Source organism: Halobacteriovorax sp. RT-2-6 (genome assembly GCF_047085025.1).
Classification (GTDB): domain Bacteria; phylum Bdellovibrionota; class Bacteriovoracia; order Bacteriovoracales; family Bacteriovoracaceae; genus Halobacteriovorax_A.
In genome coordinates, this window is sequence record NZ_JBKIYH010000002.1 from 713787 (window position 1) to 739774 (window position 25988).

The 25988-nt window shown below is 37.0% G+C and carries 27 protein-coding genes; 9 read left to right on the top strand and 18 right to left on the bottom strand.

The features are described from left to right. Window positions 1–12: 12 nt before the first annotated feature. From ACMAYS_RS11910 to acnA, 4 genes are all read right to left on the bottom strand, one after another. On the bottom strand, window positions 13–2034 hold the full coding sequence (locus ACMAYS_RS11910; protein WP_412463376.1) for a TonB-dependent receptor domain-containing protein: 2022 nt from the start codon (window positions 2032–2034) through the stop codon (window positions 13–15). 79 nt (window positions 2035–2113) lie between these two features. Then, on the bottom strand, window positions 2114–2707 hold the full coding sequence (locus tag ACMAYS_RS11915) for an energy transducer TonB (protein WP_392993185.1): 594 nt from the start codon (window positions 2705–2707) through the stop codon (window positions 2114–2116). A gap of 101 nt (window positions 2708–2808) precedes the next feature. After that, a complete protein-coding gene (locus ACMAYS_RS11920; protein ID WP_392993187.1) occupies window positions 2809–3624 on the bottom strand; it encodes a methyltransferase family protein in 816 nt (271 codons plus the stop codon). Between the two features lie 151 nt (window positions 3625–3775). After that, entirely contained in the window at window positions 3776–6403 is a 2628-nt protein-coding gene (gene acnA, locus ACMAYS_RS11925; RefSeq protein ID WP_412463377.1) for an aconitate hydratase AcnA, read from the bottom strand. Between the two features lie 199 nt (window positions 6404–6602). Between acnA and ACMAYS_RS11930 the strand changes: the two genes are divergently transcribed. From ACMAYS_RS11930 to ACMAYS_RS11940, 3 genes are all read left to right on the top strand, one after another. Next, entirely contained in the window at window positions 6603–6806 is a 204-nt protein-coding gene (locus ACMAYS_RS11930; protein WP_103217955.1) for a hypothetical protein, read from the top strand. Window positions 6807–6821: 15 nt separating this feature from the next. Continuing rightward, complete coding sequence (locus ACMAYS_RS11935; protein WP_392993194.1) at window positions 6822–7193, top strand: hypothetical protein; 372 nt, start codon at window positions 6822–6824, stop codon at window positions 7191–7193. Window positions 7194–7374: 181 nt separating this feature from the next. Further along, the gene (locus tag ACMAYS_RS11940; protein ID WP_412463378.1) at window positions 7375–9318 is read left to right on the top strand and encodes a hypothetical protein; all 1944 of its coding nucleotides are present in this window, start codon (window positions 7375–7377) and stop codon (window positions 9316–9318) included. Here the strand turns inward: ACMAYS_RS11940 and ACMAYS_RS11945 are convergent. The 4 genes from ACMAYS_RS11945 to ACMAYS_RS11960 all read right to left on the bottom strand — a co-directional run bounded on the left by ACMAYS_RS11945 (window position 9315) and on the right by ACMAYS_RS11960 (window position 13175). After that, a complete protein-coding gene (locus ACMAYS_RS11945) occupies window positions 9315–9584 on the bottom strand; it encodes a cupin domain-containing protein (protein WP_103217952.1) in 270 nt (89 codons plus the stop codon). The genes ACMAYS_RS11940 and ACMAYS_RS11945 overlap by 4 nt on opposite strands. Window positions 9585–9711: 127 nt before the next feature. After that, window positions 9712–11838, bottom strand: a complete 2127-nt coding sequence (katG, locus tag ACMAYS_RS11950; RefSeq protein ID WP_368667184.1) for a catalase/peroxidase HPI — start codon at window positions 11836–11838, stop codon at window positions 9712–9714. Window positions 11839–12059: 221 nt separating this feature from the next. Continuing rightward, on the bottom strand, window positions 12060–12647 hold the full coding sequence (locus ACMAYS_RS11955; RefSeq protein ID WP_146037847.1) for a hypothetical protein: 588 nt from the start codon (window positions 12645–12647) through the stop codon (window positions 12060–12062). Window positions 12648–12653: 6 nt separating this feature from the next. Then, window positions 12654–13175, bottom strand: coding sequence for a peroxiredoxin (locus ACMAYS_RS11960; protein ID WP_103217949.1), 522 nt, complete (start codon window positions 13173–13175; stop codon window positions 12654–12656). A 124-nt stretch (window positions 13176–13299) separates the two neighbouring features. Between ACMAYS_RS11960 and ACMAYS_RS11965 the strand changes: the two genes are divergently transcribed. Together ACMAYS_RS11965 and ACMAYS_RS11970 are read left to right on the top strand one after the other, a co-directional pair. Beyond that, window positions 13300–13782: a methylated-DNA--[protein]-cysteine S-methyltransferase gene (locus tag ACMAYS_RS11965; protein ID WP_392993205.1), complete on the top strand. Its 483-nt coding sequence runs from the start codon at window positions 13300–13302 to the stop codon at window positions 13780–13782. 33 nt (window positions 13783–13815) lie between these two features. Then, the gene (locus ACMAYS_RS11970; RefSeq protein ID WP_412463379.1) at window positions 13816–15759 is read left to right on the top strand and encodes a methionine--tRNA ligase; all 1944 of its coding nucleotides are present in this window, start codon (window positions 13816–13818) and stop codon (window positions 15757–15759) included. Window positions 15760–15795: 36 nt separating this feature from the next. Here ACMAYS_RS11970 and ACMAYS_RS11975 read toward each other — a convergent pair whose 3' ends face one another. From ACMAYS_RS11975 to ACMAYS_RS12000, 6 genes are all read right to left on the bottom strand, one after another. Continuing rightward, window positions 15796–16449 (bottom strand): hypothetical protein, encoded by a 654-nt coding sequence (locus ACMAYS_RS11975; RefSeq protein ID WP_412463380.1) that lies wholly within the window; start codon window positions 16447–16449, stop codon window positions 15796–15798. A gap of 69 nt (window positions 16450–16518) precedes the next feature. Beyond that, window positions 16519–17190 carry an ABC transporter ATP-binding protein gene (locus ACMAYS_RS11980; RefSeq protein ID WP_199177540.1) on the bottom strand — a complete coding sequence of 224 codons (672 nt, stop codon included), beginning with the start codon at window positions 17188–17190 and terminating at the stop codon, window positions 16519–16521. Then, a complete protein-coding gene (locus ACMAYS_RS11985) occupies window positions 17190–18431 on the bottom strand; it encodes an ABC transporter permease (RefSeq protein ID WP_103217945.1) in 1242 nt (413 codons plus the stop codon). The genes ACMAYS_RS11980 and ACMAYS_RS11985 overlap by 1 nt, the downstream gene beginning before the upstream one ends. Before the next feature lie 2 nt (window positions 18432–18433). Beyond that, window positions 18434–19201, bottom strand: a complete 768-nt coding sequence (locus tag ACMAYS_RS11990) for an efflux RND transporter periplasmic adaptor subunit (RefSeq protein ID WP_103217944.1) — start codon at window positions 19199–19201, stop codon at window positions 18434–18436. Between the two features lie 57 nt (window positions 19202–19258). Then, window positions 19259–20032 carry a nitroreductase family protein gene (locus ACMAYS_RS11995; RefSeq protein ID WP_103217943.1) on the bottom strand — a complete coding sequence of 258 codons (774 nt, stop codon included), beginning with the start codon at window positions 20030–20032 and terminating at the stop codon, window positions 19259–19261. A 273-nt stretch (window positions 20033–20305) separates the two neighbouring features. Next, complete coding sequence (locus ACMAYS_RS12000; RefSeq protein WP_158246863.1) at window positions 20306–20911, bottom strand: phospholipid scramblase-related protein; 606 nt, start codon at window positions 20909–20911, stop codon at window positions 20306–20308. A 184-nt stretch (window positions 20912–21095) separates the two neighbouring features. On the opposite strand from ACMAYS_RS12000, the gene ACMAYS_RS12005 reads away from it, so the two are divergent. Then, window positions 21096–22406 (top strand): sensor histidine kinase, encoded by a 1311-nt coding sequence (locus tag ACMAYS_RS12005; protein WP_412463381.1) that lies wholly within the window; start codon window positions 21096–21098, stop codon window positions 22404–22406. A 12-nt stretch (window positions 22407–22418) separates the two neighbouring features. Here ACMAYS_RS12005 and ACMAYS_RS12010 read toward each other — a convergent pair whose 3' ends face one another. Then, window positions 22419–22790, bottom strand: coding sequence for a hypothetical protein (locus ACMAYS_RS12010; RefSeq protein ID WP_392993215.1), 372 nt, complete (start codon window positions 22788–22790; stop codon window positions 22419–22421). Between the two features lie 83 nt (window positions 22791–22873). Then, window positions 22874–23287 carry a VOC family protein gene (locus ACMAYS_RS12015; RefSeq protein WP_103217939.1) on the bottom strand — a complete coding sequence of 138 codons (414 nt, stop codon included), beginning with the start codon at window positions 23285–23287 and terminating at the stop codon, window positions 22874–22876. 139 nt (window positions 23288–23426) lie between these two features. On the opposite strand from ACMAYS_RS12015, the gene ACMAYS_RS12020 reads away from it, so the two are divergent. The 3 genes from ACMAYS_RS12020 (at window position 23427) to ACMAYS_RS12030 (ending at window position 24906) form a co-directional block, all read left to right on the top strand. Next, complete coding sequence (locus tag ACMAYS_RS12020) at window positions 23427–24029, top strand: 2OG-Fe(II) oxygenase (RefSeq protein ID WP_412463382.1); 603 nt, start codon at window positions 23427–23429, stop codon at window positions 24027–24029. A gap of 82 nt (window positions 24030–24111) precedes the next feature. Continuing rightward, complete coding sequence (locus ACMAYS_RS12025; RefSeq protein WP_392993218.1) at window positions 24112–24309, top strand: DUF2892 domain-containing protein; 198 nt, start codon at window positions 24112–24114, stop codon at window positions 24307–24309. 42 nt (window positions 24310–24351) lie between these two features. Next, a complete protein-coding gene (locus tag ACMAYS_RS12030) occupies window positions 24352–24906 on the top strand; it encodes a hypothetical protein (RefSeq protein WP_412463383.1) in 555 nt (184 codons plus the stop codon). A gap of 3 nt (window positions 24907–24909) precedes the next feature. On the opposite strand, the gene ACMAYS_RS12035 is transcribed toward ACMAYS_RS12030, so the two are convergent. Together ACMAYS_RS12035 and ACMAYS_RS12040 are read right to left on the bottom strand one after the other, a co-directional pair. Further along, window positions 24910–25434 (bottom strand): PepSY domain-containing protein, encoded by a 525-nt coding sequence (locus tag ACMAYS_RS12035; protein ID WP_412463384.1) that lies wholly within the window; start codon window positions 25432–25434, stop codon window positions 24910–24912. Window positions 25435–25437: 3 nt separating this feature from the next. Next, entirely contained in the window at window positions 25438–25890 is a 453-nt protein-coding gene (locus ACMAYS_RS12040; protein ID WP_103217934.1) for a PPC domain-containing DNA-binding protein, read from the bottom strand. Window positions 25891–25988 lie beyond the last annotated feature (98 nt).

Consider the following 25988-nt stretch of genomic DNA (forward strand, 5'->3'; position numbering starts at 1 on the left):
AAACTCCGTTTATTAAAAATGCTTTATTTTATATTGAATACTCATTTTAAAATTTCGTCCAACTTCATTAATATATGAGCCATGTCGACGATATGATTTATCACTTAAGTTATCAAGTCTTGTCGTAAGCTTCACTCCTTCAAATACTCCTGAAACAAACTCTTTTGAAGCAAAGACATTGTGAAGTGTATAACCTGATGTTGCCGTTGTTCTCTCAAGTGATGCCGGATTCACTCGATCTTGCCTCATTGCCATAAGCGCATCATAACCAAGCTTTATACCGTATTGATCGAGGTGATAGTTAAATCCAAAAGTATAAGTATTTGCTGGCATATTAGAAAGCCACATCCTTCTTGAATTATCCCAACCAACACTTCGTGAATAACTTGCGGCAAGCTCAAATTGGTCGTAAAGATATTTAAGATCAAACTCTTGACCATAAAGAGTCACTTTATCTCGGTTAACAAATTGGGTCGTTCCATTTTTTCCATCAAAAATGGCATAGTCGATAATTTCTTGATCAATATAATTGTGGGCCTTTGATACATACCCACTTGCCCTAAATGTCAGAAGATCTAAATCAGAAAAAAGTTGTTTCTTAAACTCAGTTCCAAATTCAATTGTATTTGATGTTTCAGGCTTTAAGTCTAAATTAGTCACAAAGTAATTATCTGAAATAAAGAATCCATCTCCCGGGCGGTGCAGTCCTGTTGCATAGACTTCTTGAACATCTGGCGAATTAAAGCCCTGAGAAAAGTTAGAAAAGAAATTAAAACCTTTGTACTCGTAATTTAATAAAATTTTTGACGAAAGGTTATTATCTTTTACATCATCAAAACCAGAATCTTTCGATTCAAGTTTATAATCACTGAAGCGAATCCCAGGTGCAACAGTTAGTCCACCTACCTTATAATTAAGCTGAGCAAATGCAGCGGCTTCAGTTATTTGTCCATCTGGATAATCAGAAACACTACCTACAGAGCTTTTTCCAGTTACTTTATCAATCGTTGCATCCGTACCAATAACAAGTTTAAGATTTTCTCTAAATTCAATATGATCTTTAAGGCGTGCTCCAAGCGTTTGAATATTACGCTCTTCTTGGCGATTATCACTATCGCGCTCTTGCTTATTAAGCTGGCCAGAATAATAGAGATTTCCTGCGTAAGAGTTATTTGTGTAATTTAATCCTAAGGATTCACGTTTGATTCTTGTCTTGCCATGAAGTGTTGTTAAATCACTTGGTGGATCAAGAGTTGCATTTAATGGCGACTCATCTTCAAGGTCATAAATCTCTCCACTTAATTTTAACTTTTGACCTTTACCAAGATCAAAAGTGAACTTTGAAGAAATATTATAATTTTCAAAAGCTGAATTCTTAAGAGTTGTCTTATCACTTAGCTTAAGATCATTTGAATCTTTATAGCTAGCGCTTATGAGGTAATCACCACCATCCATTAAACCAAAAGTTTTCAATGACTCAGCATTCATATTTGAAGCTTCTTCATATGAGTATTTAACAATACTTCCAGACTTCTCACCGGCCTCTAAATAATCTCGCCCATCTTTCGTAGCAAAAGACATTCCGCCACCAAGACTAATTCCTTGAGAATAATCTGTATTAGATTTAAAGATATCAACTTTCTTTATGCTATCTGGATCAACTGCAAGATGCGAGTAATTATGATTCGAAAAATAAAAAGTCTGCTTCACGCCATCAATGTTAACAAAAAGCTTATTGGCCTCAAGGCCACGAACCTGCGGAGTCTCACCAATAGCACGTGGTCCACCTTTAGTTGTAGCACCAGAGGTATTTTTTAAAACATCATCAATGCTTTGAGCAATTTCCTCTTCAAGCTCGTCTGAAGTAATTTCATCTTGAAGACCTAAAGCAGTGCTTTGAGCATCCTCATAGATTTGCGCCTCGTCGGTAATATATATCGACTCCAAACGATTTACGTCTTGCGCAAAGATAAGTGAATTTGAGAGAAGGCCTAAAAAGACTAGCTTGTATTGGCCATCAAACTTTTTTATCATGTAGGCAAACTATCATATTTGACATGATTTTTGGAATGGTTTTAGTAAAGAAGTTAGTTTTTACAGTGCGTTAGTCGTGTTACAACAACTCATATTTAATTGGTATTGCTACCTTCAAAATTTCAGACTTTAGGAAGTCTGGCATTTGAGGCAGCTCATCAAGTGCCTCTATTGTCTCAAGGGCAGATTTATCAAGAATTGCGTGGCCACTCCCCTTTTGAATTTGAATATTTGAAAGATTACTTGGATAAGAAACCTCAAAGTAAATATCAACAATTCCTTGTTTTTTTAACATCTTAGCAATTTTTGGATAGCGCTTTTGGGAAAGAATTTGATCTCTAATACTCTTGAGATACCTGGCCTTCTCATTGGCCTGTCCCGTGTTAACGACTTTATTTACCACTGGCGAATTCTCTAGAGACTGCTCTAGCGGCTTCGTTGATATTGGCCTAGCAACCTGCTTAGATCTGGCCTTCTTTTGAATTGTCTTCTTAGGTGATTGGGTAATCTTCTTCAGCTTCACCAAACGTCTAACTTGAATTACTTGGGCAGTATTTGTAGAAAAATGCGTATTAAAAGACTCTGGCTTCAAAGTCGAAGCTGATCCAAATATCAATAGTCCGTGAATTCCTATCGAAATAATTGTCGAATAGAGAAAACGATTCCTGCGCATAGCTCTTATTATCACCAAATAGGACCAAATTCACAAATGCTTTCGCATTCATGAAGTTTTTTCAATAAACATGAAGGAGTCAAAGACTCCTTCACTATTTACTATGCTGCTTTTTTCGTTTCATCTTCACCTTTCTTTTGTTTATTTTGTTTAGACTCACTGGCCTTGATATCACTTGGCCCAATCATATCAAAAGTAGGAACAATTGTTTTTACACGACTTCGATAATCCATGTATCGCGTCCCCCATTGCCTAACAAGATCCCTTTCTTCAACTGAAACGCCTGCGATAATATAGGCAGAGAAAATTCCGCTAAACATAAGATGATCAACTGTCATTTGAGGAGTAAACCACATACCGATAAGTGCACCTGTCATGATTGGGTGGCGATCAAAACTGTACATCCAACTTTCTTGAAAAGGCACACGATGAAGCGGCTTGCCTTGATAATAGTTATAAGTTTGCTCAAGACCAAACAGTTCAAAATGATTTAAAGCAAAGCTTGCAACAAAAAGGTAGGCCCAACCAGCAACACCGATACTCATAATGAGAGTCGAGGCAATTGAGTTTTCAATATTCCACAGAACAACTCCATTTTTAGGCCAAAATAAAATAGCACAATGAAGTGTTATACCCGACATCAGAACATAGAGCGATCTCTCTGCCGCAGCTGGAATATATTGATTAATAAATCTTTTAAAAGTCTGCCTTGCCATTACTGTATGCTGGATCGCAAATAAACTAGTAAGCCCGATGGCAATTGCAAAGGCACTTCCCACAGAGTCTGTTGTATAGTTTACAATTCCATACTGAAAAGGAATTAGCCCCAGCATACTACCAATCCAACCGACAAGCGCAGAAAAGCCTACTAAGTAGCTAATCACTCCGAATGTTAAAACACCTGTTTTGTTCGTCATATTATCCTTCCTATGTTGTTGTGAGTTTCTTCATTATAAATTGAATAACAACACGGAAATAGAGAATCAAAACGGCCAGCGTGATAGACGTAAACACCTAATAGCAGAGCAAGTTAAGTCAAATTAGTAAAAAATTAGTTTTTCTAAAAAATCATTTACTCTGCATTTCCCTAAGAACCATTTGTAAAATACCACCATGAGTATAGTAGTCAACTTCAGCTTGTGCATCGACTCTTAAAATAACATCAAACACTTCAATACTTCCATCATCACGTTTCATTTCGATGCTTAGTTCTTTACGCGGGCTGATACCTTCTTCAATACCTTTAATCGTAAATGTTTCTAAACCAGTAATCTTTAAAGTTTTAGCACTTTGACCTTCTTTAAACTGCAGCGGTAGAACTCCCATACAAACGAGATTACTGCGGTGGATTCTTTCATAACTTTCAGCTAAGACGGCCTTTATCCCAAGTAATGTCGTTCCTTTTGCTGCCCAGTCTCGTGAACTTCCCGAGCCATATGCACTACCTGCAATGACAATTAAAGGAATATCATCTTCTTGATAGCGCTTAGAAGCATCATAAATACTCATCTGTTCACGACTTGGTAGATGTGTTGTCCATGGCCCTTCTGTCCCTGGGGCCATATCATTTCTCAATCGAATATTTCCAAAAGTTCCACGAATCATTACTTCGTGATTACCACGGCGTGAACCAAAGCTATTAAAGTCTTTTTGTGAAACACCTTGCTCCATTAAATACTTTCCGGCCGGAGAATCCTTTCCAATTGTTCCAGCAGGTGAGATATGGTCTGTCGTTATAGAATCTCCAAGTAAGCACATGACTCTTGCTTCATTGATATTCTTAAGAGGTGCTACATCTTTTGGTAAATTTACAAAGAAGTCGGGCTCTCTAACGTATGTCGAGTTTGTTTGCCATTCAAATAGATCACCTTTTGGTACGGCCATACTCTTCCACTTATCATCACCTGCAAAAATTCGTCCGTATTCATACTCATATTGCTCTGAACTTACTGAAGAAGCGATCAAGTCTTGAATTTCACTTGCTGTAGGCCAAATATCTTTTAGAAAAATATCTTTTCCATCTTTATTTTGCCCTATTGCTTCAGTTGATAAGTCACAAAGGAAAGTTCCTGTGAGAGCATAGGCTACACAAAGAGGTGGTGAGGCCAGGTAACTTGCTTTAATTTGACTATGAACTCGTCCTTCAAAGTTTCGATTACCTGATAAAACAGAAACTACCGCAAGCTCATTCTCATTAATATCTTTTGAAACTTCTTCAGGTAGAGGCCCAGAGTTTCCAATACATGTAGTACAACCATACCCTACTAAGTTAAATCCAAGTTTCTCTAAATATGGAAGTAGCCCTGCCTTTTTTAAATAATTTGTAACAACACGAGAACCAGGAGCAAGAGAAGTTTTAACCCAAGGTTTTGTACTAAGACCTGCTTCAACTGCCTTCTTTGCAACAAGCCCTGCGGCAAGCATGACTGAAGGATTTGAAGTATTTGTACAACTAGTTATCGCTGCAATTGCAACATCACCATGTTTAATAACTTTTCCCTCATTTTTTCCAACTTTAAAATTATCATCAAATGATTTACGAGCATCATTAAGATTAACTCTCTGCTGAGGTAGTTTAGGGCCGGCAAGACTTGGTACAACACTACTTAAATCTAAGTCTAAAACTTCAGTAAACTGAGGCTCTCTATCTCCATCATTTCTAAATAGCCCTTGTTCTTTTGTGTACTTTTCAACCAACTCTACTTTATCACCTCGACCTGTCATAACTAAGTAATCGAGAGTCACTTGATCCACTGGGAATAAAGTTGCAGTTGCACCGAATTCTGGTGACATATTTGAAAGAGTGGCTCGATCTGCAATACTTAAACTACTCAGGCCATCTCCGAAAAATTCAACAAACTTCCCAACAACACCGTGTTTACGAAGCATTTCAGTAAGAGTTAGTACTAAATCAGTAGCAGTTGCTCCAGCTGGCAATGTCCCTTTTGTACGAATACCGATAACAATTGGTGCAGGTAAGAACATTGGTTGTCCAAGCATTGCCGCTTCTGCCTCAATTCCACCAACGCCCCAACCAAGTACACCCAATCCATTAATCATTGGAGTATGTGAGTCTGTCCCCACTAGAGTATCAGGGATCGCCCATCCATTCTTACTCTGAACAACATGACCAAGGTGCTCAAGGTTTACCTGATGGCAAATCCCCATACCAGGAGGAACCACTCGAAAATCTTGAAATGCCTGTTGGGCCCAGTTTAAAAGAGCATAGCGTTCTGCATTTCTCTCATATTCAAGCTCCAAGTTCTTTTCATATGAATCAGCATGCCCGAAATTATCAACTTGGACAGAGTGATCAATAACTAAATCAACTCCAACATATGGATTTACTTTTTTAGGATCTCCCCCTGCTCTGGCCATTGCACTTCTCATTGCGGCCAAATCGACAACGGCCGGGACACCAGTGAAGTCTTGCATAAGAACTCTTGCAGGCATAAAAGCAAGAGAGGCTTTTTTATCATAGCCACTGCCCCATTTAACGAGAGCTTCAACATCAGTGAGCTTAACATCTTTTCCATCTACTCTTCTTGCAATATTCTCAAGAAGAATTTTAATTGTATGAGGAAGCGTTTCAATATTTACGCCATACTTTTCACATAGATTCTTTAAACTTATGTAAGATAAGCTTGTATTTTTTAGTTCTAAAACTTTTTCAATTTCTTTGATCTTATTTTCCATAAAAAATCCTTGGTATAGATTTAATTAAGTATATTTAAATATCTTAGTGATAAACTTGGTTATCAAATTAGTTTAAATGGTTTTTTCAATATTTTACTTTTCGGATAATCACTTATGATATTAAATTTTTATAGTTTAATGAATTTACAATTAAATGTTAGAATAAGAATAATTAACTACATTTTATAAAGGGATTAATATGAGCTATGACTTACCTCCACATAATGTTGGTGTAGAAGAGTTTAAAGGAAATAAAATATTCAAAATTTATAAAGTTGATGAAGAAGGCAACGAACTTGAGAAGTATGGTACGGTAATGAGTTTCGGCTTAACTAAAGCAAAATACATTCTTGAGCATGTTGATGAAATCAAAAAATTTGTTGATACATTTTCAAAAGAATAAAACAAGGAAGTTTAAATGAAAAAAATTATTTTTACCTTAATGCTCACTATGCCTATCTTTGCAGGTGAATGTTATAAATCACTATGCCAAGATGATAAGGTTATGGATGTCTTTGGTTGGTCTGGATACGTTGTAAGCTTTGATCAATCAAAAGATATGGTTGAGGTAGAGCTTGCTCATGGGCCAGGTACATACTCATTTCCATATTCAGAACTAGGTAAATCAGTTGAGTGTTTTGAAAAAATTTGCGTAGAAGATAAAGTTATCGACAAGTACAACGAAGTCGATATTGTTCTTGAAATTTATACTCATGGCAAGGCCAGAGTTTACTCACCAGATCGTGATGGTGAGTTTATCATGGATACAAAAACACTAATCAAATACTAGAAAGTGATGTCATTCTGACCAGGCAACTGGTCAGATCACTTAATTTTTCTTAAGTTTCTTACTTTTGACAGAATCATCCTAAAAATTCATCTATCATATTTGCAAATAATAAATTGAATCACTATAGTATTTCTAAATTGACTTAGGGATAAATTAAACTTGTAATACATAGGATAGTAGTATGAAGTACGTTTTATTCCTTGCCATCTTAGCGCAAAGTTATTCATTCGCTTTTTCTCACGAAAGCACTCTAAATAATGAATTAAAATCATTATTCAATGGATTCAAAAAAGACATTATTTTCAATATTAATAAAGAAGTTAAAGAAAATTTTAACAACAAAGAAATTGGCAGTAATTTAAAACTTATGAGTGCCAATATTGCTGAAACAAATATTCTCGACTTCCCAATAGAATTCTATGAAATTACGGATAATAAAATTGTTGTTGGTATTCCAGATTCTAATAAATGGAAATTAAAGCTAAGAGCTCGTTTAAGATACAAAACAAAATGGTTTCGCATGACAAAGCTTATTAAGCTAAATATCAAAGAGCTAAAGTTTAAATACGTTATCAATTATGACAGAGATGAAAATAGTGTTATCAGAGTTAAGTCAATTGATACTATCGACAAGAAATTAAAACTTGATCTTAAAGCTTCAAATGTACTTCTAAACGGTGTACTTGTTGCGACAAAAAAAGTTCTAAAAAAGAAAATCAATAAATCCTTTGATAAATTATTGGCGCAAGGTAGTGAACAATTAAAAACAGTATTCGTACTAAATGAGCGCTTTAGACAAGCAACTCCTGAGCGCCTAAAAACTCCTCCACTTTATAGCTTTTCAGACCTAGAGGACACAATTGAAAATATCGAAGACAAAATAGCAGAAAAACATTTAATTAATGGTACTGTTCTCAATTTAATTTATGATCAAAATGATTATATTTCTTGGTTTGATGCTTATGGGCCAAATGGTATTGGAACAAAAGGAAATGTCGTTGGTTTTGGAACTTTTTCAGATGCTGCGATTTGGAATGGTGCCTATCTTGCATCTCAAGCTTTTCGCTATAGTGTTTCTCAAAATGAAAAAGCCTTAAATAATATTAGAATCAATCTTGATGGTATTGGAAATCTATTAGGAGTAAATGGGTTTACTGGTTTACTTTCAAGATCTGCACAACCCCTTAACAGCATGGCCGGTCGTGCTCTGATGGCCAATAGAGACCCTCTTGATTATGAAATCGTCGATTACAAAGGTGAAAAATGGGTAAACCATCACGAGAAGAAAGGTATTACAAGAGATCAATACACAGGAATTATTTTTGGACTTACGATCGTCTATGATCTTATTGAAGACGAAGAGATTAAGACAAAAGCTGCTTCATATTATCGCATGATGCTTGATTATCTTATTCGTAATAATTGGACAATTTCTGAAGACCGTGAAATCAGCATCACTCCTGCAAAAGTAATTGCTCCAACTGTCTGGTTTGGAAGTCCTGAGCAGCAACTTAATATGTTATTGATTGGACAACATATGTTTCCTGGACAATACACACAAGAACTTAACCGCATGTCTGAATTAAGTAAGACTGCTTATATTTTTCATAATATTACAGCAAAAGATAATGTTAATAAGTATTATAAATTCAACTTACTTAATATGCACTTCTACAATTACTTTAGACTTGAAAAGAACCAAGAGCGCCGTGCAGATATGCTTAGAAGCTATAACGTTATTAAGTACAGCACAGGAAATCACGACAACTCTTTCTTTAATTTAATTGAATACTCTTTTAATCCTGATGCGGTTTCGCAAGAGAAGATCACACGAATTCAAGAAAATCTTGTACGCTTCTTAGAACGCTCTCCAAGAAATGTAAGTGTTGTAAAACCACCACTAGAAGACATTGAACTTGTGCAATACCCTGAGTATGGTGGAAAAGGTTTCATGTCTATTTCCGCAGACCCACTTGATATCAGGCATCGCCATCCTGGTGGATCATTCATGTGGCAAAGAGAACCATACACTGTAGGCTATGAAAAAAGAGGTGCTGCTAGAGACGAGAACCCTGGCTACGATATCACTTTAATCTACTGGATGAGTAAGTATTACGGGCTCTAGCTATAAAATAGCATCAACTCCAAAACTTCATTTTCTGTCGGTACCATATAGTGAGACTTCATTCTATCAATAGTGATGAGGTCTCCTTTACTTACTTTAGTAATTTCACCCTCAATATGAATCGCTCCACTTCCTGATGTAATATAAACAACTTCTTTTTGCGGATGCTTATGAGCACGGCCCCTCTTTGAAAAAGAAAGGAAGTTCACTTCACTTACTTGACTAATATCTAACTTAACTAAATGACCAAATGATGTTTCTAACATGACGACTCTCCATGCTTAACATTACTTTGTGAGAGATTTTCTGAACAATATATAATCGGTATTTTTACTATTCCAGAGAGGAATCATCAGAACCTGACCGAGAAAGCTCGGCCAGGCATATTACTAATTAGTATTTTAAATCAAAACGATCTGCTTGCATTACTTTAGTCCAAGCCTTAACGAAGTCTTGCATAAATTTCTTTTGACCATCGTTAGCAGCGTAAACTTCAGCGACAGCTCTTAGCTCAGCATGAGAACCAAAGACTAAGTCAACAGGAGTCGCAGTGTACTTAACCTTTCCAGACTTTCTGTCCACACCATTGTATAGTCCAGGAGTACTTGATTTAACCCACTTGTTGTCCATCGTTAGAAGATTTACAAAGAAGTCATTTGTAAGTTTTCCAGGACGACTTGTGAAAACACCATTTTTAGATCCATCTGCGTTTGCATCAAGAGCGCGCATCCCACCGATAAGAACTGTCATTTCAGGAACTGTTAGACCTAACATATTTGCTTTATCAATAAGCATATATATAGGAGTTCTTCCAGACTCTTCTGTGTAGTAGTTACGGAAAGCATCTGCTTTTGGCTCTAAGAAAGCAAAAGATGTTACATCTGTTTGTCTCTGAGTTGCGTCCCCTCTCCCTGAAGAGAATGGAACCTTAACTTTGTTACCAGAAGCCTTCTCGATTGCAGCAGCTCCCCCAAGAACAATTGTGTCAGCTAAAGAAACTCCATGTCTTTTACTAATTTTTGAAAGCTTAGCAATCACTGCATCAACGTTTGAAGCCTTATTAATTGCCCAATCTTTTTGTGGGGCCAGACGAATTCGTGCACCATTTGCACCACCACGCATATCAGTTCCACGATAAGTAGAAGCTGAAGCCCATGCAGTTCTAACAAGATCTGATACAGACAGACCCGATTTTAAGATATCAGACTTAACTGCAGATGCTGTTGCATTAGAGATCTTCTTTCCTTTCGGTGTTGGATCTTGCCATTTAAAAGAAGTTTTTGGAACTTCCTTACCAATATAGCGAGCTTGTGGCCCCATATCACGGTGAGTAAGTTTGAACCATGCTTTAGCAAATGCGTATTCAAATTTCTTTGGATCATCTAAAAAGCTCTTAGAGATTTTTGCATATGCAGGATCTTCTTTAAGTGCAATATCTGTTGTGAACATGATTGGTGCGTGACGCTTATCTTTTATGTGAGCATCTGGAACCATATCAGCTGCGCCTTCATCTGTTGGAATCCACTGATGTGCACCCGCTGGAGATTTCGTAAGCTTCCACTCAAATGCCCATAGATTATCTAAGTAACCAGTTGTCCATTGAGTAGGTGTTGCATTCCAAGCACCTTCAAGACCAGAAGTAATTGTGTCTTCTGAGTGACCCTTTCCACACTTGTTCTTCCAACCAAAACCTTGATTTTCAATTGGTGCTCCGGCAGGATCTTTTTCTAAACAGTCATCTGGTTTATGAGCACCGTGTGCCTTACCAAAAGTGTGTCCACCAGCGATAAGAGCAACTGTTTCTTCATCATCCATTCCCATTCTTCCAAATGTTTCACGAATATCTTTAGCAGCAAGTAATGGATCAGGATTTCCGTTTGGCCCTTCAGGGTTTACATAAATTAGTCCCATCTGTACTGCGGCAAGTGGTCTTTCAAGATCGCGCTCACCTTTATATCTTTTGTCACCAGCAAGCCACTGAGTCTCTGGTCCCCAGTAAACAAGATCAGCTTCCCAATCGTCTGTTCGGCCACCGGCAAAGCCGATTGTTTTAAATCCCATATCTTCAAGTGATACGTTACCAGCAAGAACCATTAAGTCTGCCCATGAAATTTTATTTCCATATTTCTTTTTAACTGGCCAAAGTAATCTCCTGGCCTTGTCTAGTGAAACGTTATCTGGCCAACTATTAAGTGGTTCAAAACGTTGTTGACCACCACCGCCGCCTCCGCGACCATCATGAGATCTATATGTTCCAACACTGTGCCATGCCATACGAATAAAAAATGGCCCATAGTGACCGTAATCTGCTGGCCACCAATCTTGGGATGTTGTTAATGTTTTTCTGATGTCTTTTTTCACTGCTGAAAGATTTAGTGATTTAAATTCTTTTGCATAATTAAACTTAGGACCTAATGGACTTGACTCGAGAGAGTGCTGCCTAAGTGGTGTTAAATCGATTCGGCTAGGCCACCAAAAGTTATTCGGCTTGGCTTCACCGCTTGCAAATTGCTGTTTCATATTATCATTTGAGTTCGATGCACAACTCAAAAGCGTTACTGCAGCAATTAACAAAGGAAGTTTTCTTTTCATATTTAGCTCCTTTGAAAATCTATGTTTTCGATGCAATCAGTATCGATGAAAGACAGGTGTAAAGATAATATATTTCGTCTATATCAGGATAGATTTTGACTATAGAAGCTCAAACTTAATTTTTCTTAACTATCACCGCAACAGGTCAATTAATTAAATAAGTACTCGAATTTATTGATATCTTTCGGAGGAAGCATAGAGTTCAGATAGTGACGATAGTGCTCAATATGGCTATTCATGTCGCTTATGAGGTAGAAGAATTTTTCTTTAAATTCTCGACATTTTAGATAGGGTTTCCATTCTCCACGCTCAAGAGAGTCTTCAACTTTTTTAAAAAAGTTGATCTGCATTTTCTTTAATTCTTCATTGTGAAAGAACATATGGCCATGCTCAAGATCATGTAGAAAAAACTCTAAACAATCTTCACGCATGAGTATCGGTTTAAAGTTTTCTTGCTCAATTAATGTCACTGGACGAATCCCCTGTGCTTGAAACTTTAAAACCTCATATGGTGATGGAATATAATCGAGAAGTTCAAACTCCCATTGATTATTCCCCCAATGCATTAGAGCATTGAGGGCCTTTGCTTTAACTTTTTTGAAGTTAAAAGTTTTTAAAATAGATAGGTAGTCTTCATGTGTTGATGCAGCCTCAATAGCAGCGGCCAATTTACGATTAGGATATTTCCTTTCGTGATTTACGAGAAAAAATAATAAAGCACTACTCGCTTGACTCATAAATGATTACTTTTTCGTTTTCTGCAGTTCAGCTAATTTCTTCGATACATGATCTGCATCTAACATTGGATCAACATCGCGATCAATTGCTACAATCTTTAAACTTGGATCAATAATAAAAGTCCATCTTTTTGAAATATTAAATACGGCCATCTTTGCACCAAACTTCTTTGTCACTTCACCTTTTTCATCCGAAAGAAGATCGAATTGCAGAGCATGCTCTTCGTGAAAAGCAGCTTGATCTTTTACAGAGTCCATACTGATCCCATAAACCTCAGCACCTAATTTTCTAATTGATTTAATGCTGTCGCGAAAGGCACATGCCTGCTTAGTACAACCAGGAGTCCCCGCCTTTGGGTAAAAGTAAAGAACAGTCCACTTTCCTTTGCGTGATACGATTGAAAAGTTTTTGCCTTCATGATTCTTTGCTGTAAATTCTGGCACACTTTGACCTAATTTAATTTCTTCCCCATGGGCAAAAGAGAACATGATACACATTGCAATAAATAAACGACTGATTACTTTCATAATTCCTCCAGAAATTAAAAATTGGTTAAGTTTATCTCTCTTAACTATATATACGCAATAAACTTCAAAACAGATCACATAAACATAAGTTCTTTTTAAGATTTGATAGTGCTATAATCACGGCATGACTGATAGACAAATTGAATTCCATTCAAAATTTGGCACGATTTATATTTGTGCTAATGAAAACGGTGTCTCATACCTGGGTTGGCAAGAGCAAGATTTTGATGGTCCTCATTACGAAGACGACGAGAGGATTGTAAAATATCTCAATGAGGCCCACGATCAACTTGAGGAATACTTTGCAGGTAGTCGTAAGAAGTTTTCAATTCCTCTAAGTATTAGCAAGGGAACGGACTTCCAAAAACAAGTTTGGGCCCAGCTTCTTGATATACCCTACGGCGAAGTTACAACCTATTCAGACATTGCAAATAAAGTTGGTTCCCCCAACGCTGTGCAAGCAGTTGGTAGTGCCAATGCTAAAAATCCAATTTGTTTAATGATTCCTTGTCACCGCGTCATAGCCAAGTCGGGCGAACTTTCAGGATACGTTGCAGGAGCACAAACTAAAGAGGCCCTTCTCAATCTTGAAGGTACCTTTATATAGACGAAAACGCAGGGCAATGCTAAATTATTCCCTATGAATAATGAAGTAAAAGAAAACAAAAAAGACATGCGTCCAAAGCAGGACATTCCAACAATCCTATCTCGTGTAAGTCGACCAAAGAAAGCTGTTATTACAGCAGGTATGCCATATGCAAACGGGCCAGTTCACATTGGTCACTTAGCAGGTGCCCACGTACCAGCAGATATTTACTCGCGTTGGATGAGGCTACTGATTGGTGATGATAACGTACTATTTGTTTGTGGTACTGACGATCATGGATCAACAAGTGAAGTTGCTGCAAAGAAACTTGGTAAAACAACACAAGAGTTCATTAGTGAGGTTCATGCAAAGCAATCTAAGACAATGGAGCGCTACTCGATTGGCCTAGATACTTATACTGGAACTTCAAGAGAAGAAAATTACGAAGCTCACAAAGAACTTTGTCAGGATTTTCTTAGAAAAATGCACGCTAATGGAATGTTAGACAAGAGAACAAGTCAGCAATGGTTTGATCCAAAGCTTAATATGTTCCTACCTGATCGCTATGTTCAGGGAGATTGTCCAAACCCGGACTGCTCAAATACAAAAGCATATAGTGACGAGTGTGATGTTTGTGGCAAGAACTACGATCCACATGAGTTAAAGAATCCTGTTTCAGCAGTAAGTGATGCGACACCAGAGCTTAGAGATACTGATCACTGGTATCTGAATATGTGGAAAGTAACTGATCAGTTAATTGAATGGTTAAATACAAAGCAGAAAACTTGGAGAAAACCAATTCTTCAAGAAGCTTTTGGAACTGTTTATCCATGTGTAACATTCACAAATAAATCAGAGCCTGATTACAAAGAAATCAAAGAATCACTTCCAACTCACAAGAGCCGTTATGCTCCAGGAAGAAAAGTTCTTGTACAATTTGAAAATCTTGCGGATCTTGCAACAGGTAAAAAACTTTTAGAAGAAAAAGGAATTGAGTGTGAGCTTAACGATGGTTGGGCACATAGAGCAATTACTCGTGATGTATCATGGGGAATTCCTGTTCCGACAGATATTGAACCAGGCATGGAAGGTAAAACTTTATATGTATGGCCAGAGTCATTAATTGCACCGATCTCATTTACAAAAGTTGCCCTTAAAAAGAAAGGACTAGATCCGCAAACTTACAAAGAATTTTGGACTGACCCAGAAGCAAAGGTTTTCCAATTCCTTGGAACTGATAACGTTTTCTTCTATGTTCTTATGCAGGGAGCGATGTGGTTTGGTGTTCAAGAAGACCCAATGAGACAAGCTGTTAATGGTGAATTTCAACAAACAGATGTCTTCTCTAATTTCCACCTACAAATCAATGGTGAGAAGATGAGTAAGTCAAAAGGAAACTTCTACACAGGTGATCAGCTAATTGATGAGATGGGATATACAGCAGACCAAGTTCGCTACTTCCTATCAACTCTAAGTCTTTCAGAGAAAGCATCAAACTTTGATTTTGAAGTTTTCAAAGCAAAGAATGCATTTCTTGCTGGGCCAATGAATGCTTCATTTGAAAAGCCAATCTCTGCTTGTCACAAGCAATTTGGTGGCGTGGTTCCTAAGGGTGAGCTTATTGGTAAGACAGAAAAAGAAACACTTAAGATTGTTCAACAGTATACGAAATTCATGGAAAAGGGAGAATACCCAAAAGCACTTGGTGCTCTTGAAAACTATGCTCGTATTATTAACGGACTATTTAATACGCACAAACCTCACGATGACCGCTTTGATGAGAAAGAAAGAACTGATGCTCTTTATTCTTGTTTCTACATTCTAAGAAATATCTTAGTAATGCTTAGGCCATTTGCACCGGAAACAATGGAGAAGCTTCGCGTCTCTTTAAATCTTCCAGAGAGTGTTTACTCGATTGATGAGCTAGCAAAAGAATTCCCAGAAAATCACAAGATTGGGGAACAAGTAGAATACTTCCCAGCAGTTGATGCTGAGTAGAGATAAAAGAAAAGGCCTCATTTGAGGCCTTTTTTGTTAATCAATATCTTCAAGCTGAGTTTTAATTTTATTTTTTAATTGTTCAAAATTAATATCTTCAATTTCAACAATCATCCCTTCATCAATTTGCCTTGCTTCCACATCGTCAAGATCGTCGCTATCAGCAACGCCGATAACTTGCTCAAGTGCAATTGACATATCTCTGTGAACAAATGGATCGAGCTCATCAAGGCCTGCTGCAAATGTCGTCCCCACGGCCGTTCCCGATGGTACACCAAAGAAGAACCCACCAACAGCGGCAACACCACCATCAAGACTCACACCTGTTCCAATATAGTAAGCGGCCGTGGCCTTTGCACCAATAATGAGACCAAGGTAAGCAGAAACTGCTAAGATTGCGACATCAGCACCGGCGGCATAAAGAGCGTGGCGTCCATTCATGTCGGCCATCTTCTTAATGTCACTTCTTGCAAAAGTTCTGTAATCAGAAAAGAGGTTGCGGCATTTAAGCTCTTCTCTATTCCCATGACATTCTTCGAAGATATAACGGTCATTAACAATTTCCGTTGCCTTAATATACTTATAAGGAGTCTCTTCGGCCTGAATAAATGTCGCGGCTTGATTTAGTTGTGAGAGTAAAAGAACTCCCGTTAGAACAATTTTCTTTAGTTTTGGGCTTAGTGTTTTCATAGCTTAAATTTATCAAAAAAATAGATCGAGATAAGCTATAAGGTAAGATTTCTAATGGGTGAATAATTCTTAGTCACCGGTGTAAGTATCTGAAACATGGCCATCAACAAGGAAAATCTCTCGATCTGCCATAGCAGCATAATCAGGATCGTGAGTAACCAGAGCAATTGTCGTTCCCTTCTCTTTATTAGTTTCTTTTAAAATATTCATCACAATCTCAGCATTTGCCGTATCGAGATTCCCCGTAGGTTCATCCGCAAAGATATAACTTGGCTCCATAATAAGGGCCCTAGCAATAGCAACTCGTTGCTGTTCACCACCTGATAGTTGCCCTGGAAGCTTATTACGAGTATGTGGAATATTGAGTTTTTCAAGTAGCATATTTGCACGAGGCTCATACTTTTTTAAGAGACCAAGATTTCGAGGAGGTAATAGAATATTTTCTAAGGCCGTCAACTCTGGGAGCAAGTAGTGGAATTGAAAAATAAAACCAATGTGGCGATTTCGAAACTCATGAATTTCATCAACACTCATATGAGTAACATTCTTTCCATCAATATAAATATGGCCAAATGTTGGTTCATCGAGGGAGCTAATAATATAAAGAAGGGTTGATTTTCCACTTCCAGAACGTCCTGAAATAGAAACAAACTCTCCCTTATTTATCTCCATGGAGATATTGTGAAGAATACGTTGTGGAGGATCACCAAACTCTTTAACTATACTTTCAGCTTTTATCACTACTCGCCCCTTATGATATCAATTGGAGTCATTCGACTTGCTGATAGAGCAGGAAGAAAGCTTGCAACCAGCGAAGCAACAAGGGCCGCAACAAATGCAATGATATACGTTGAAGGTGTATAATCCATAAGTAAGTGATTATCGCCACCAATATTTATATTTAACTCAATACTTTCGACAGCTCGACAAATGATGAATCCCAGGATTAGCCCAACAACTCCACCACTTACACCAAGGAATATGCCTTGATACATAATAAGCTCAAGAATTCGTTTGGGGCCATAGCCAATAGAGCGAAGAATAGCGATCTCCTTTCGCTTTTGGTTAATCATAATTGTTAGAACATTATAAACCCCAAAGGCAGCTACAATGAGAATGGCAATTGTAATAAAGTAGCGAACTATATCTTGCATCATTATCATTTCCATAAACATGGGATTAGACTCTTTCCAGTCTTCAACTTTATCATGGCTTAATAGAGACCACTGATCAGCAAGCTCTTGTGACTTATTCATGTCGAATAGTGAAACTGCTATTTCAGAGACTCGCCCAGGTGTCTTATTAAGTTTTTGTACATCTTCAAGGTGAGAGAATGCTATGGACTTATCTGCTCGATCATCTCCGAAAGAAAAGAGGCCTACGATTTTAAATGAGTTTTTATGTGTCAGGCTTCCCGCTATGACCTCTACATACTGACCAACACGTGCTCCAATTTCTTCAGCAGCAGCGGCACCAAGAATGATCTTATTTCCTCCACTGGCAAGTGACGAAAAATCACCTTCCACCATGTAATCAGGAATATCACTAATTCTGATTTGTCGTCTGGCATTTGTTCCAATGAGCCCCATACTGTGAGTAAGATCACCACGCTTTAACATAACCTGTATTGTTAAGCGGGGGCTAAAGTCATAGACATCTGGATGATGAGAAAGACGATCGGCCCAGCCTTGATAATTTTCTAATTTTGATTCACTTCTCTTTCCATATGGAGGAGTTATCCAATCAACTTGTTTATTTTCATAAAACCACTTATTAACAAGAGGACGATCAATAAGATCTTCTTTTCCTGAAATCAGGATATGAGCGGTATTATTTAAAAGGGCCTTAATGATATACTGCCTAAGTCCTAGTTGAATCCCTGAGATAGCAACGTAGAGCATCGTACCGAAACTAATACCTAACAGAATAAGAAGAGTTTGCTTCTTTTTAGAAAATAGTTGCTTCATCGACAAGAACAGCATGACTACCTCTTGATAAAAAGTAGATCGGAAAGCTTAATATCTCCAGAGATAACCTCAACCCACATTCCATCATTATTTCCTGTAACAACTTCGACTTTTTCCCTCTTCTTATCTCGCATACGAAGAACCTTTCCGTTACTTATCGCCTTTACAGGTATTAGAAGAACACCTTTTTTCTTTCCAACTTCTATTACTACGTCCGCAGTCATGCCTGGAAGAATACTTTTCTCCAACCCCTTCACCTCGATGCGCGTGATGAACTCTCCTTCCCTTGGATATATTGTTTTTACATAGCCTTCATATTTTCTTTGGGACTGGCTTTCAAAAATAATTCTCGTTTTTTGATTTGGGATAACTCTCAGTGCAGCTTCTTGCTCTAATGAAACTTCAATAAATTTTTCATTAAGATTTTGCATTCTAAGAACTGTCACTTGTGGAAGTACAACTTCTTTTTCTTTATTTGCAACGAGAGTAACCGTACCATCAAAAGGTGCTTTAAATAGAACACGGCCGTCGAAGCTAACAAGGCGGTCACCTTCTTTAACTTTTTGGCCTTCTTTTACATAGAGTTTTTCGACAAGAGATAAGACTCCAATTTTTACATTAAACTCTTTATCTGTATCGACTCGTCCGAGGCCATAAATGGCCTCCACAACATCACCCTTTTTAGGGGAGATTAATTCATAATTATTTTTAAAATAGAAAACTCTTAAAAGTATCGCAGAGACGACAAAGATAATGACGATTATAAATATATATATCTTTTTCAAGCAATACTCCTAGGGTACACGTTTTTTATTTATTTTCGCATACCCTAGTGGCCAATATCAAAAGAAATTTTGACGTTTAAGATAAGCAATTAAATCTTCACTATATTTAAGATGGGACTCTTCTGTATATTTCGCCTGTGTATAGACTTGGGCCAAATTCTTTGCTCCGACATCTTTAATCATTTGATTTAATCGTGGGTTGTCACGATAACGCTTCATCCCCTCGACTTCTCTTTCTCGATATATTTCTAGCACTTCTTCATCTGAATATTTATGATATTTCTCATAATGAACGAGAGATTCAAGTGGAAGCCTCTTTCTTAAATCAGGTGCCTCATCTGGGTAGCCTAGAGCAAAGCCTACGACAGGAACGACATTCTCAGGCAACGCTAAGATCTCACCAATTTCGCCAGCACTGGCCAACGTTGTCCCCATATAACAGAGTCCCATTCCAAGACTTTCAGCTGCTAATGCCGCATTCTGACTAGCGAGAATGGCATCAATAGAAGCAATCATAAAGCTCATGTAATTATCAAAGTTATTGGCCGCCTCACTTAATTTAAGCCACCTTCTCATACGATAGAAATCAGCACAGAATGTTAAAAAAATTGGAGCATCCATTAACATACTTTGTTCAAAGTGGGCCTGGTACATCTTCTCTTTCATTGCTCTATCTCTAGTCACAACAACTGAGAAGGATTGCATATTTCCAGAGCTTGATGCGCTTGCTGCTGCACTAAGAATGAGTTCTAAATCACTTTGTGAAATATCCTTATCAGAAAATTTTCTAATTGAACGATGAGAATGTAATTGTTGAATAAAGTCATTCATGGCACGAATCCTCTCTTCTAATATAGTTCGTATTTGTAAAATCACTTTGTCCTAATATAACAAAGCATAAAATAATCTTTTTCATGATTACCTCTTAAATTTTTTAAAAAAATAGATCGAAATTTATTATTAACTAATAATGTGTGAAAGGCGCACTAGCGCCACCAAAGGATAGAAATAGAGATTGCATAACGGCAAAGTCGACAATTCATTTTCACAAAATAGAATTATCAACTTTATCCGTAAACAATTTCTTTCTTACAAGAACTCTCTTTATTTTGCTTTTCTTTCAAAATAAACGAGATCAATGAAAATCGAAGTCGCGAGAATAATTTTCTTCTCCTGCTCCGTTAGTGTCTGACTCTTTAAATCAATGGCAAAGTTGTCTCGATCAGTAAACATCTCTGAAAATAGTCCAGAAAACTTTTTCAACACAAGTGCAACCTCTTGCCCTCGAGAATAGAAAGGATAAGTCCAAGGCTTCCAAATTGGTGAGCGCATTTCCATAATGACATTTCCCTGAGCATCCAAGACATCAAATTTCTTTGTTATTAAAGAAAATCTTTGCTGAAGAGAACCAATCAACTGCCCATTCAGATCCTGTATTTCAAGACGTTGAAAAAAGAAGCAAAATGGATGCTTAGCAATCATATACTCATTACGAGCTTGGTCAAAGAAGTGCAGATCAAAAGTCCTCCAGTGACCCAGGAACTGGCGCATGATAAAGCCAAGGAATCCCTTTTGTTGTTCTGCCGCATAGCCAATAGGGTTTTGCGCCTCATCTAAGAATTGATACTTATTTCTTGTTTCATAGCCCAAAAGCTCCCAATTCTCTCTAACTTGCTGTACCAATAGCTTATTATGCTGATTTAAATCCATTTCTCCCCTCATATTCTTAATAAATTAAGAACAGATTTTAACATAACTTCTGTGCTAACTTGTTACTTTCACAAGAAAAAGTACTAATCTCTACCCTTACATTACTTCAAATTCATCTAAATATTATTGAACTCAGTTTATTAATGCGGTAAATCTATAATGACTTCAATTAGTTAGGAAAAGAATGAATTTAAGAATAAATCCGAAAAGACCTACAGAGAGTATTAAAGATATCTTGAGAATTATGGATTATACTCTTGGACCGTTTGCAATGCTCTTTGCAATTTGTGTGGGTGTTTACGAATATCAAATCTCACAAAGACTAAATAGCTTCTTTGGAATCTTCGCTTTCCTTATTTTCAATCTCACAATTTCTCAAATAAGTATTCGTGTTAAGAACTCTTTAAAGATTGAAATTTTTAGACAAGTATTTGCAATTTGTATTCTTTGTCCATTTGCTATTTATATTATTGATGAGCCATTTTCACCTTTTTGGTATCTATATCTTATAATGATTGTTGCCAGCAATAATATTTTCTTTGAAGTTACTGGTAAGCATATCTACAGTGGACTCATAACTCTCTTAGCTATTATTAGCTATGTTACTTCAAGTTACTTACTTCTTGATGAGCCAGAAACTTCTCTTATCATAATTCATTCTCTGACTATGATTATGTTAAGTCTACTCTTCTACAGACTTCTTAGTCTTGTGGATCGCACTTATCGAAGTGAAGTGAATAAGTCGATTGCCTTACAGGAAACAATGGATAAGCTTAATAGCACTAAAGAAAATCTTATCTATAGTTCTCGTCTAAGTGCAATTGGTGAAATGGCCGGTGGAATCGCTCACGAAATTAATAATCCTTTAACAGTTATTTACGGCTCAATTTATCAGATCAAGCGACTTCTAAGTATCGGTGAGATGAATAAAGAGGCGTATGATATTCATATCAATCGTATCCTAGATACAATTGATCGAATTACTCGCATTATCTCTAGCTTGAAAGTTGTTTCTCGCGAGAGCGGTGAGATAAAAAAAGAAGTTATTCCCCTTAGAGATATTATTATTGATGCGACGGCCATTTGTTCAGAGAAGTTTAGGGCCCATGGGGTTATACTTAAATTTGATCTCGACGACGATGCCTTTAACATAAAAGTAAATGTAGATAGAGTCCAATTATCTCAAGTCTTCATTAATCTTTTAAATAACGCTTATGATGCCGTTGAAGGAAGTGAATCTGCTTGGATTGATATCTCCGTAAAAAATACAGAAGATTCCGTTTTAGTTTATGTAATGGATTCTGGCCCCGGAATCAATCTTGATCTTCGAAATAAGATTTTTGAGCCATTCTATACATCTAAAGAAGTTGGGAAAGGAACGGGATTAGGACTATCGATTTCAAAAGGGATTTTAGAGAAGCATCAAGGGGAATTATTCTTAGAACCAAATAAGAAAACAACTTGCTTTGTGATAAAGATACCCAAAGCAAGCTGAATTATTTCTAAATTAGAAACAAGCAATATACGAATCGCCGATGCTACCTAGAATCTTACTTCCAGACTCATCGAAAATATTTCCATAAGAATTACCACCATCGCAGCTATCTTCAACAGTTACTACGATTGTGTACACAGTGCCAGTTTGTGTCGCCTCTACTCTTCTAAGCTCTAGGGCGTCTGCACAGTACTCATATTCGAAATCTGCTAATTCTGTATACTTAGCAAATTCCTCTCTTGATAATTTTGGCAGTCTCTCAGAGTAAACTTCAGTGTATTCATCACGATCATAGCTTGATGCAAGATCAACATTATTCAACTCTGGACAGGCCATGACCGAGCTTAAAAGAATAACTGATAAAAGAACAACAACTGATTTCATAGCGACCTCCACATAAACACAGGCTTTATTTACCGCGAGGCCGTTCAGTTATCAATTATATTAAAAATATAGATTTCATCTAATTATGAGATATTTACGAGATGACCATCATCACTGGGTGACTGCGTTATTTCCCAACGATTTCCATCTGGATCAATCAAAAGAAAGCTCTTTTCTCCCCACGGATGATCTTTTGGTTTACCACTCACTTCAAATTCATACTTAGCCTTTTGCGCCATAAGTTTATGGTAGAAGTCATCAACATCCTCAACAGTGACACCATATGAGACCTGGGCCGGATTCTCGACTAATTCAAAGAACTTAGAAGCTTTACCTACTGGACGAAAAAAGGCCACACGGCTTTTGTCAGGTAGAACAAAATCAGCAAAGTCTTCATTAGCAAAATGCGCTTCAACACCGAAGACATCAGTGAAAAAATTCGAAATATTCGTAACATTCTTAGAGGTAATGACTAAATGTGAAAGTGCCTTGATCATGATTTATCCTATTTCTATTTATGTTATAACAATTAAATTGACTTAGATAGCCTTTAGGATTAAATGATTTTATCCATTATTTTGGTGACCAATCCTTCCTGTCACCTTTTAAGGCCCTAGGCCTAGTGAGAACATTTTAATGCAAGAGCTTGAAACGCTGGTCGAATCCTTAACTGAGAAACGATACTACGTGAGTGATACGCTTATTTCAAATGAACTAGCTCGTTCTTTAAAGGACGAGGCCCAGACACGTTTTCACATTGGAGACTTTCAAGAAGCCAAAGTTGGACGACAGCTAACAAAGCGCCTAGATGAAAAGATTCGTGGAGACCTCACTTCTTGGATTGAGGGAGAGATGGCCGACCATCCACCGGCACTACAAGAATATTTAAAATTTCTCGATGATCTTAAAGATTTACTTAATCCTATTTTCTACCTAGGTATTCGCTCATATGAAGGCCACTTTGCTTGTTATGATGAAGGTGCATTTTATCGCAAGCATGTGGATCAACACCGTGGAAGAGGCCTAAGGCGCTTAAGTGTTATTCTTTATCTAAGTGATATGAATGATGGTGATGGTGGTGAAGTCGTTATCTACCATCACGACGATCAAGATCAAGAAGTTGCTCGCATTAATCCAATGCTTGGAAGAATCTTAATTTTTCTTTCTGAAGACCTTCCACACGAAGTTCTCCCAGCATTTAAGCCAAGGCTTTCTTTAACCGGTTGGCTTAGAGCATAACTCTTAAAATTCTTTAACATTAATTCATTCTAACCTCAGACTATGGAGATAGAATTCATAGGAGTTAACAAGGAGTTTAGCGATGAAAATGAATGAGAATAATACTGATAGAGGTATCCGAATTATTGCAGGACTAATACTTTTATCTCTCGTATTTGTAGGTCCAAAAACTTACTGGGGGCTAATTGGCTTAATCCCGCTTACAACAGGTGCTTTTGGTGTATGCCCAGGATACTTACTATTTGGTCTTTCAACACGTAAATCGAAGAAGGCCCACTAACTAATAAACTATGATATACTCTCATAAAGAGAGGTCATTGTTTTGGATACAAAAGAGCTTATTAAATCAGAGCTGGGCTTTGATGGTATTACACTTTATATCGACAAAAGAAGTAAGTTTTTCTTTTTCATGAAATATGAAAAAGAGAATTATATGGTGCTCTTAAAAAATGAAATCGAACCAGAAGCTCTTCCATTGATGAGAAGATTTAATGAGGAATTTCCTGAACTTCCTACCCTACTAAAAGAAACCGATTCACTCATTCTCTATGACATTCCTAACGGAAAACTTGCAAGGCTTGTTGAAGAAAAAATTGATGAGGATTTGGCCAAAAAAGTTTCCGAAATTCAAATTCGCCTAAATGAACTGACCGCTCCATACGGCTATCACTTTGAATGGCAACTTAACTATTTCTTTATAACTAAAAATAAGCTTATGTATATTGATCTTGAGACTTTAGAGTTTGGAGACAATACAAAGGTTATAGAAGCTCCAATTTATGAAAATTTGAGTTTACAAGAGCGCGTGAAGCTTAAAATCCAAAAAGAAAATAAGAGATTAAGCAATCACGAGCGCTTCACAAGATGGATTAAATAACCTCTACATAAAAAGGTAAACACTTAGTCCAATAAGAAATAAAATCCCTACGATCTTTCTTTCCTTTTTCATTGTATAAGCTAAGTACAATCCACTTAAAATAATTAGCAGTAAAAAAATCCCAATAATCTTTTCAATATAACGAAGAAATTGTGGGCCATGACCTTTGTGTAGTTCAATCAATCTTTTTAGAAGATTTGGCTTAACATGAGAGATATGTGTTCCATCTTCTTTTACTTGGAATTTATAGTAGTCACGAGTTGTTGGTCTAGTGATTGCACCATCTCCAACTTGTTTAACATAGGCAAAGTCATAGCTTTCATCGATTTCATTTAATTGAACTGAAATATTTTCTTTCGTAAGTTCAGATTTTGAAAGTTGTACAACTTTTATAGGTTCAACAACTTCACTTCCTTTAAAACCTAATAAGTAAGAAACACCTGTAAAGGCCATCATCAAAAGTAGCGGCGAAGCGAGGGCCGATAAGTATAGGTGAATCTTAATAAAAAATAGGCGATTAAATTTCATATTCTATCCTTTAATTCCACATCGAGAAAAAGCTTGTGGTAATGATAATAAGTTTAAGCCGATTTCTTCATCCATCTTTCTTTCAATTTTTTGCATGATTGGAAAGAAATAGATTTCTGTAGTAACCGCAACAGTGGCACGAAACAGATGTCCACCTTTACAAGAAAAATCTTCATCACCTAAAACCGTATGAATATGAAAGAATGGTTTTCCATCCAAATGAGACAAGTTCCCATCAAGACTTAATAATTCATAATCACCACTGAATTCTTTTCGATCATATGTTTTAGTATCAAGATGGTAGAAGCCTAGCTCAACGTCTTTCAGAGCACCAATGCCTTTTAACATCCCCGCCCCCAGCTCTTCTGCAGCAGCGAATTCCTCTAGAGATGTGAAAAGATCTTCATCCTTATATAATTTAATTAAGTAACATTCTTCTTGCTTGATATATTGCATGGTAAGCTCCTGATTTTACAGACTAATTATAACAATTTCACCACCAAAGTCTCGACCCGTTGCTCCCTGAAAAACTTCTATGCTCACTTTACTCAAAT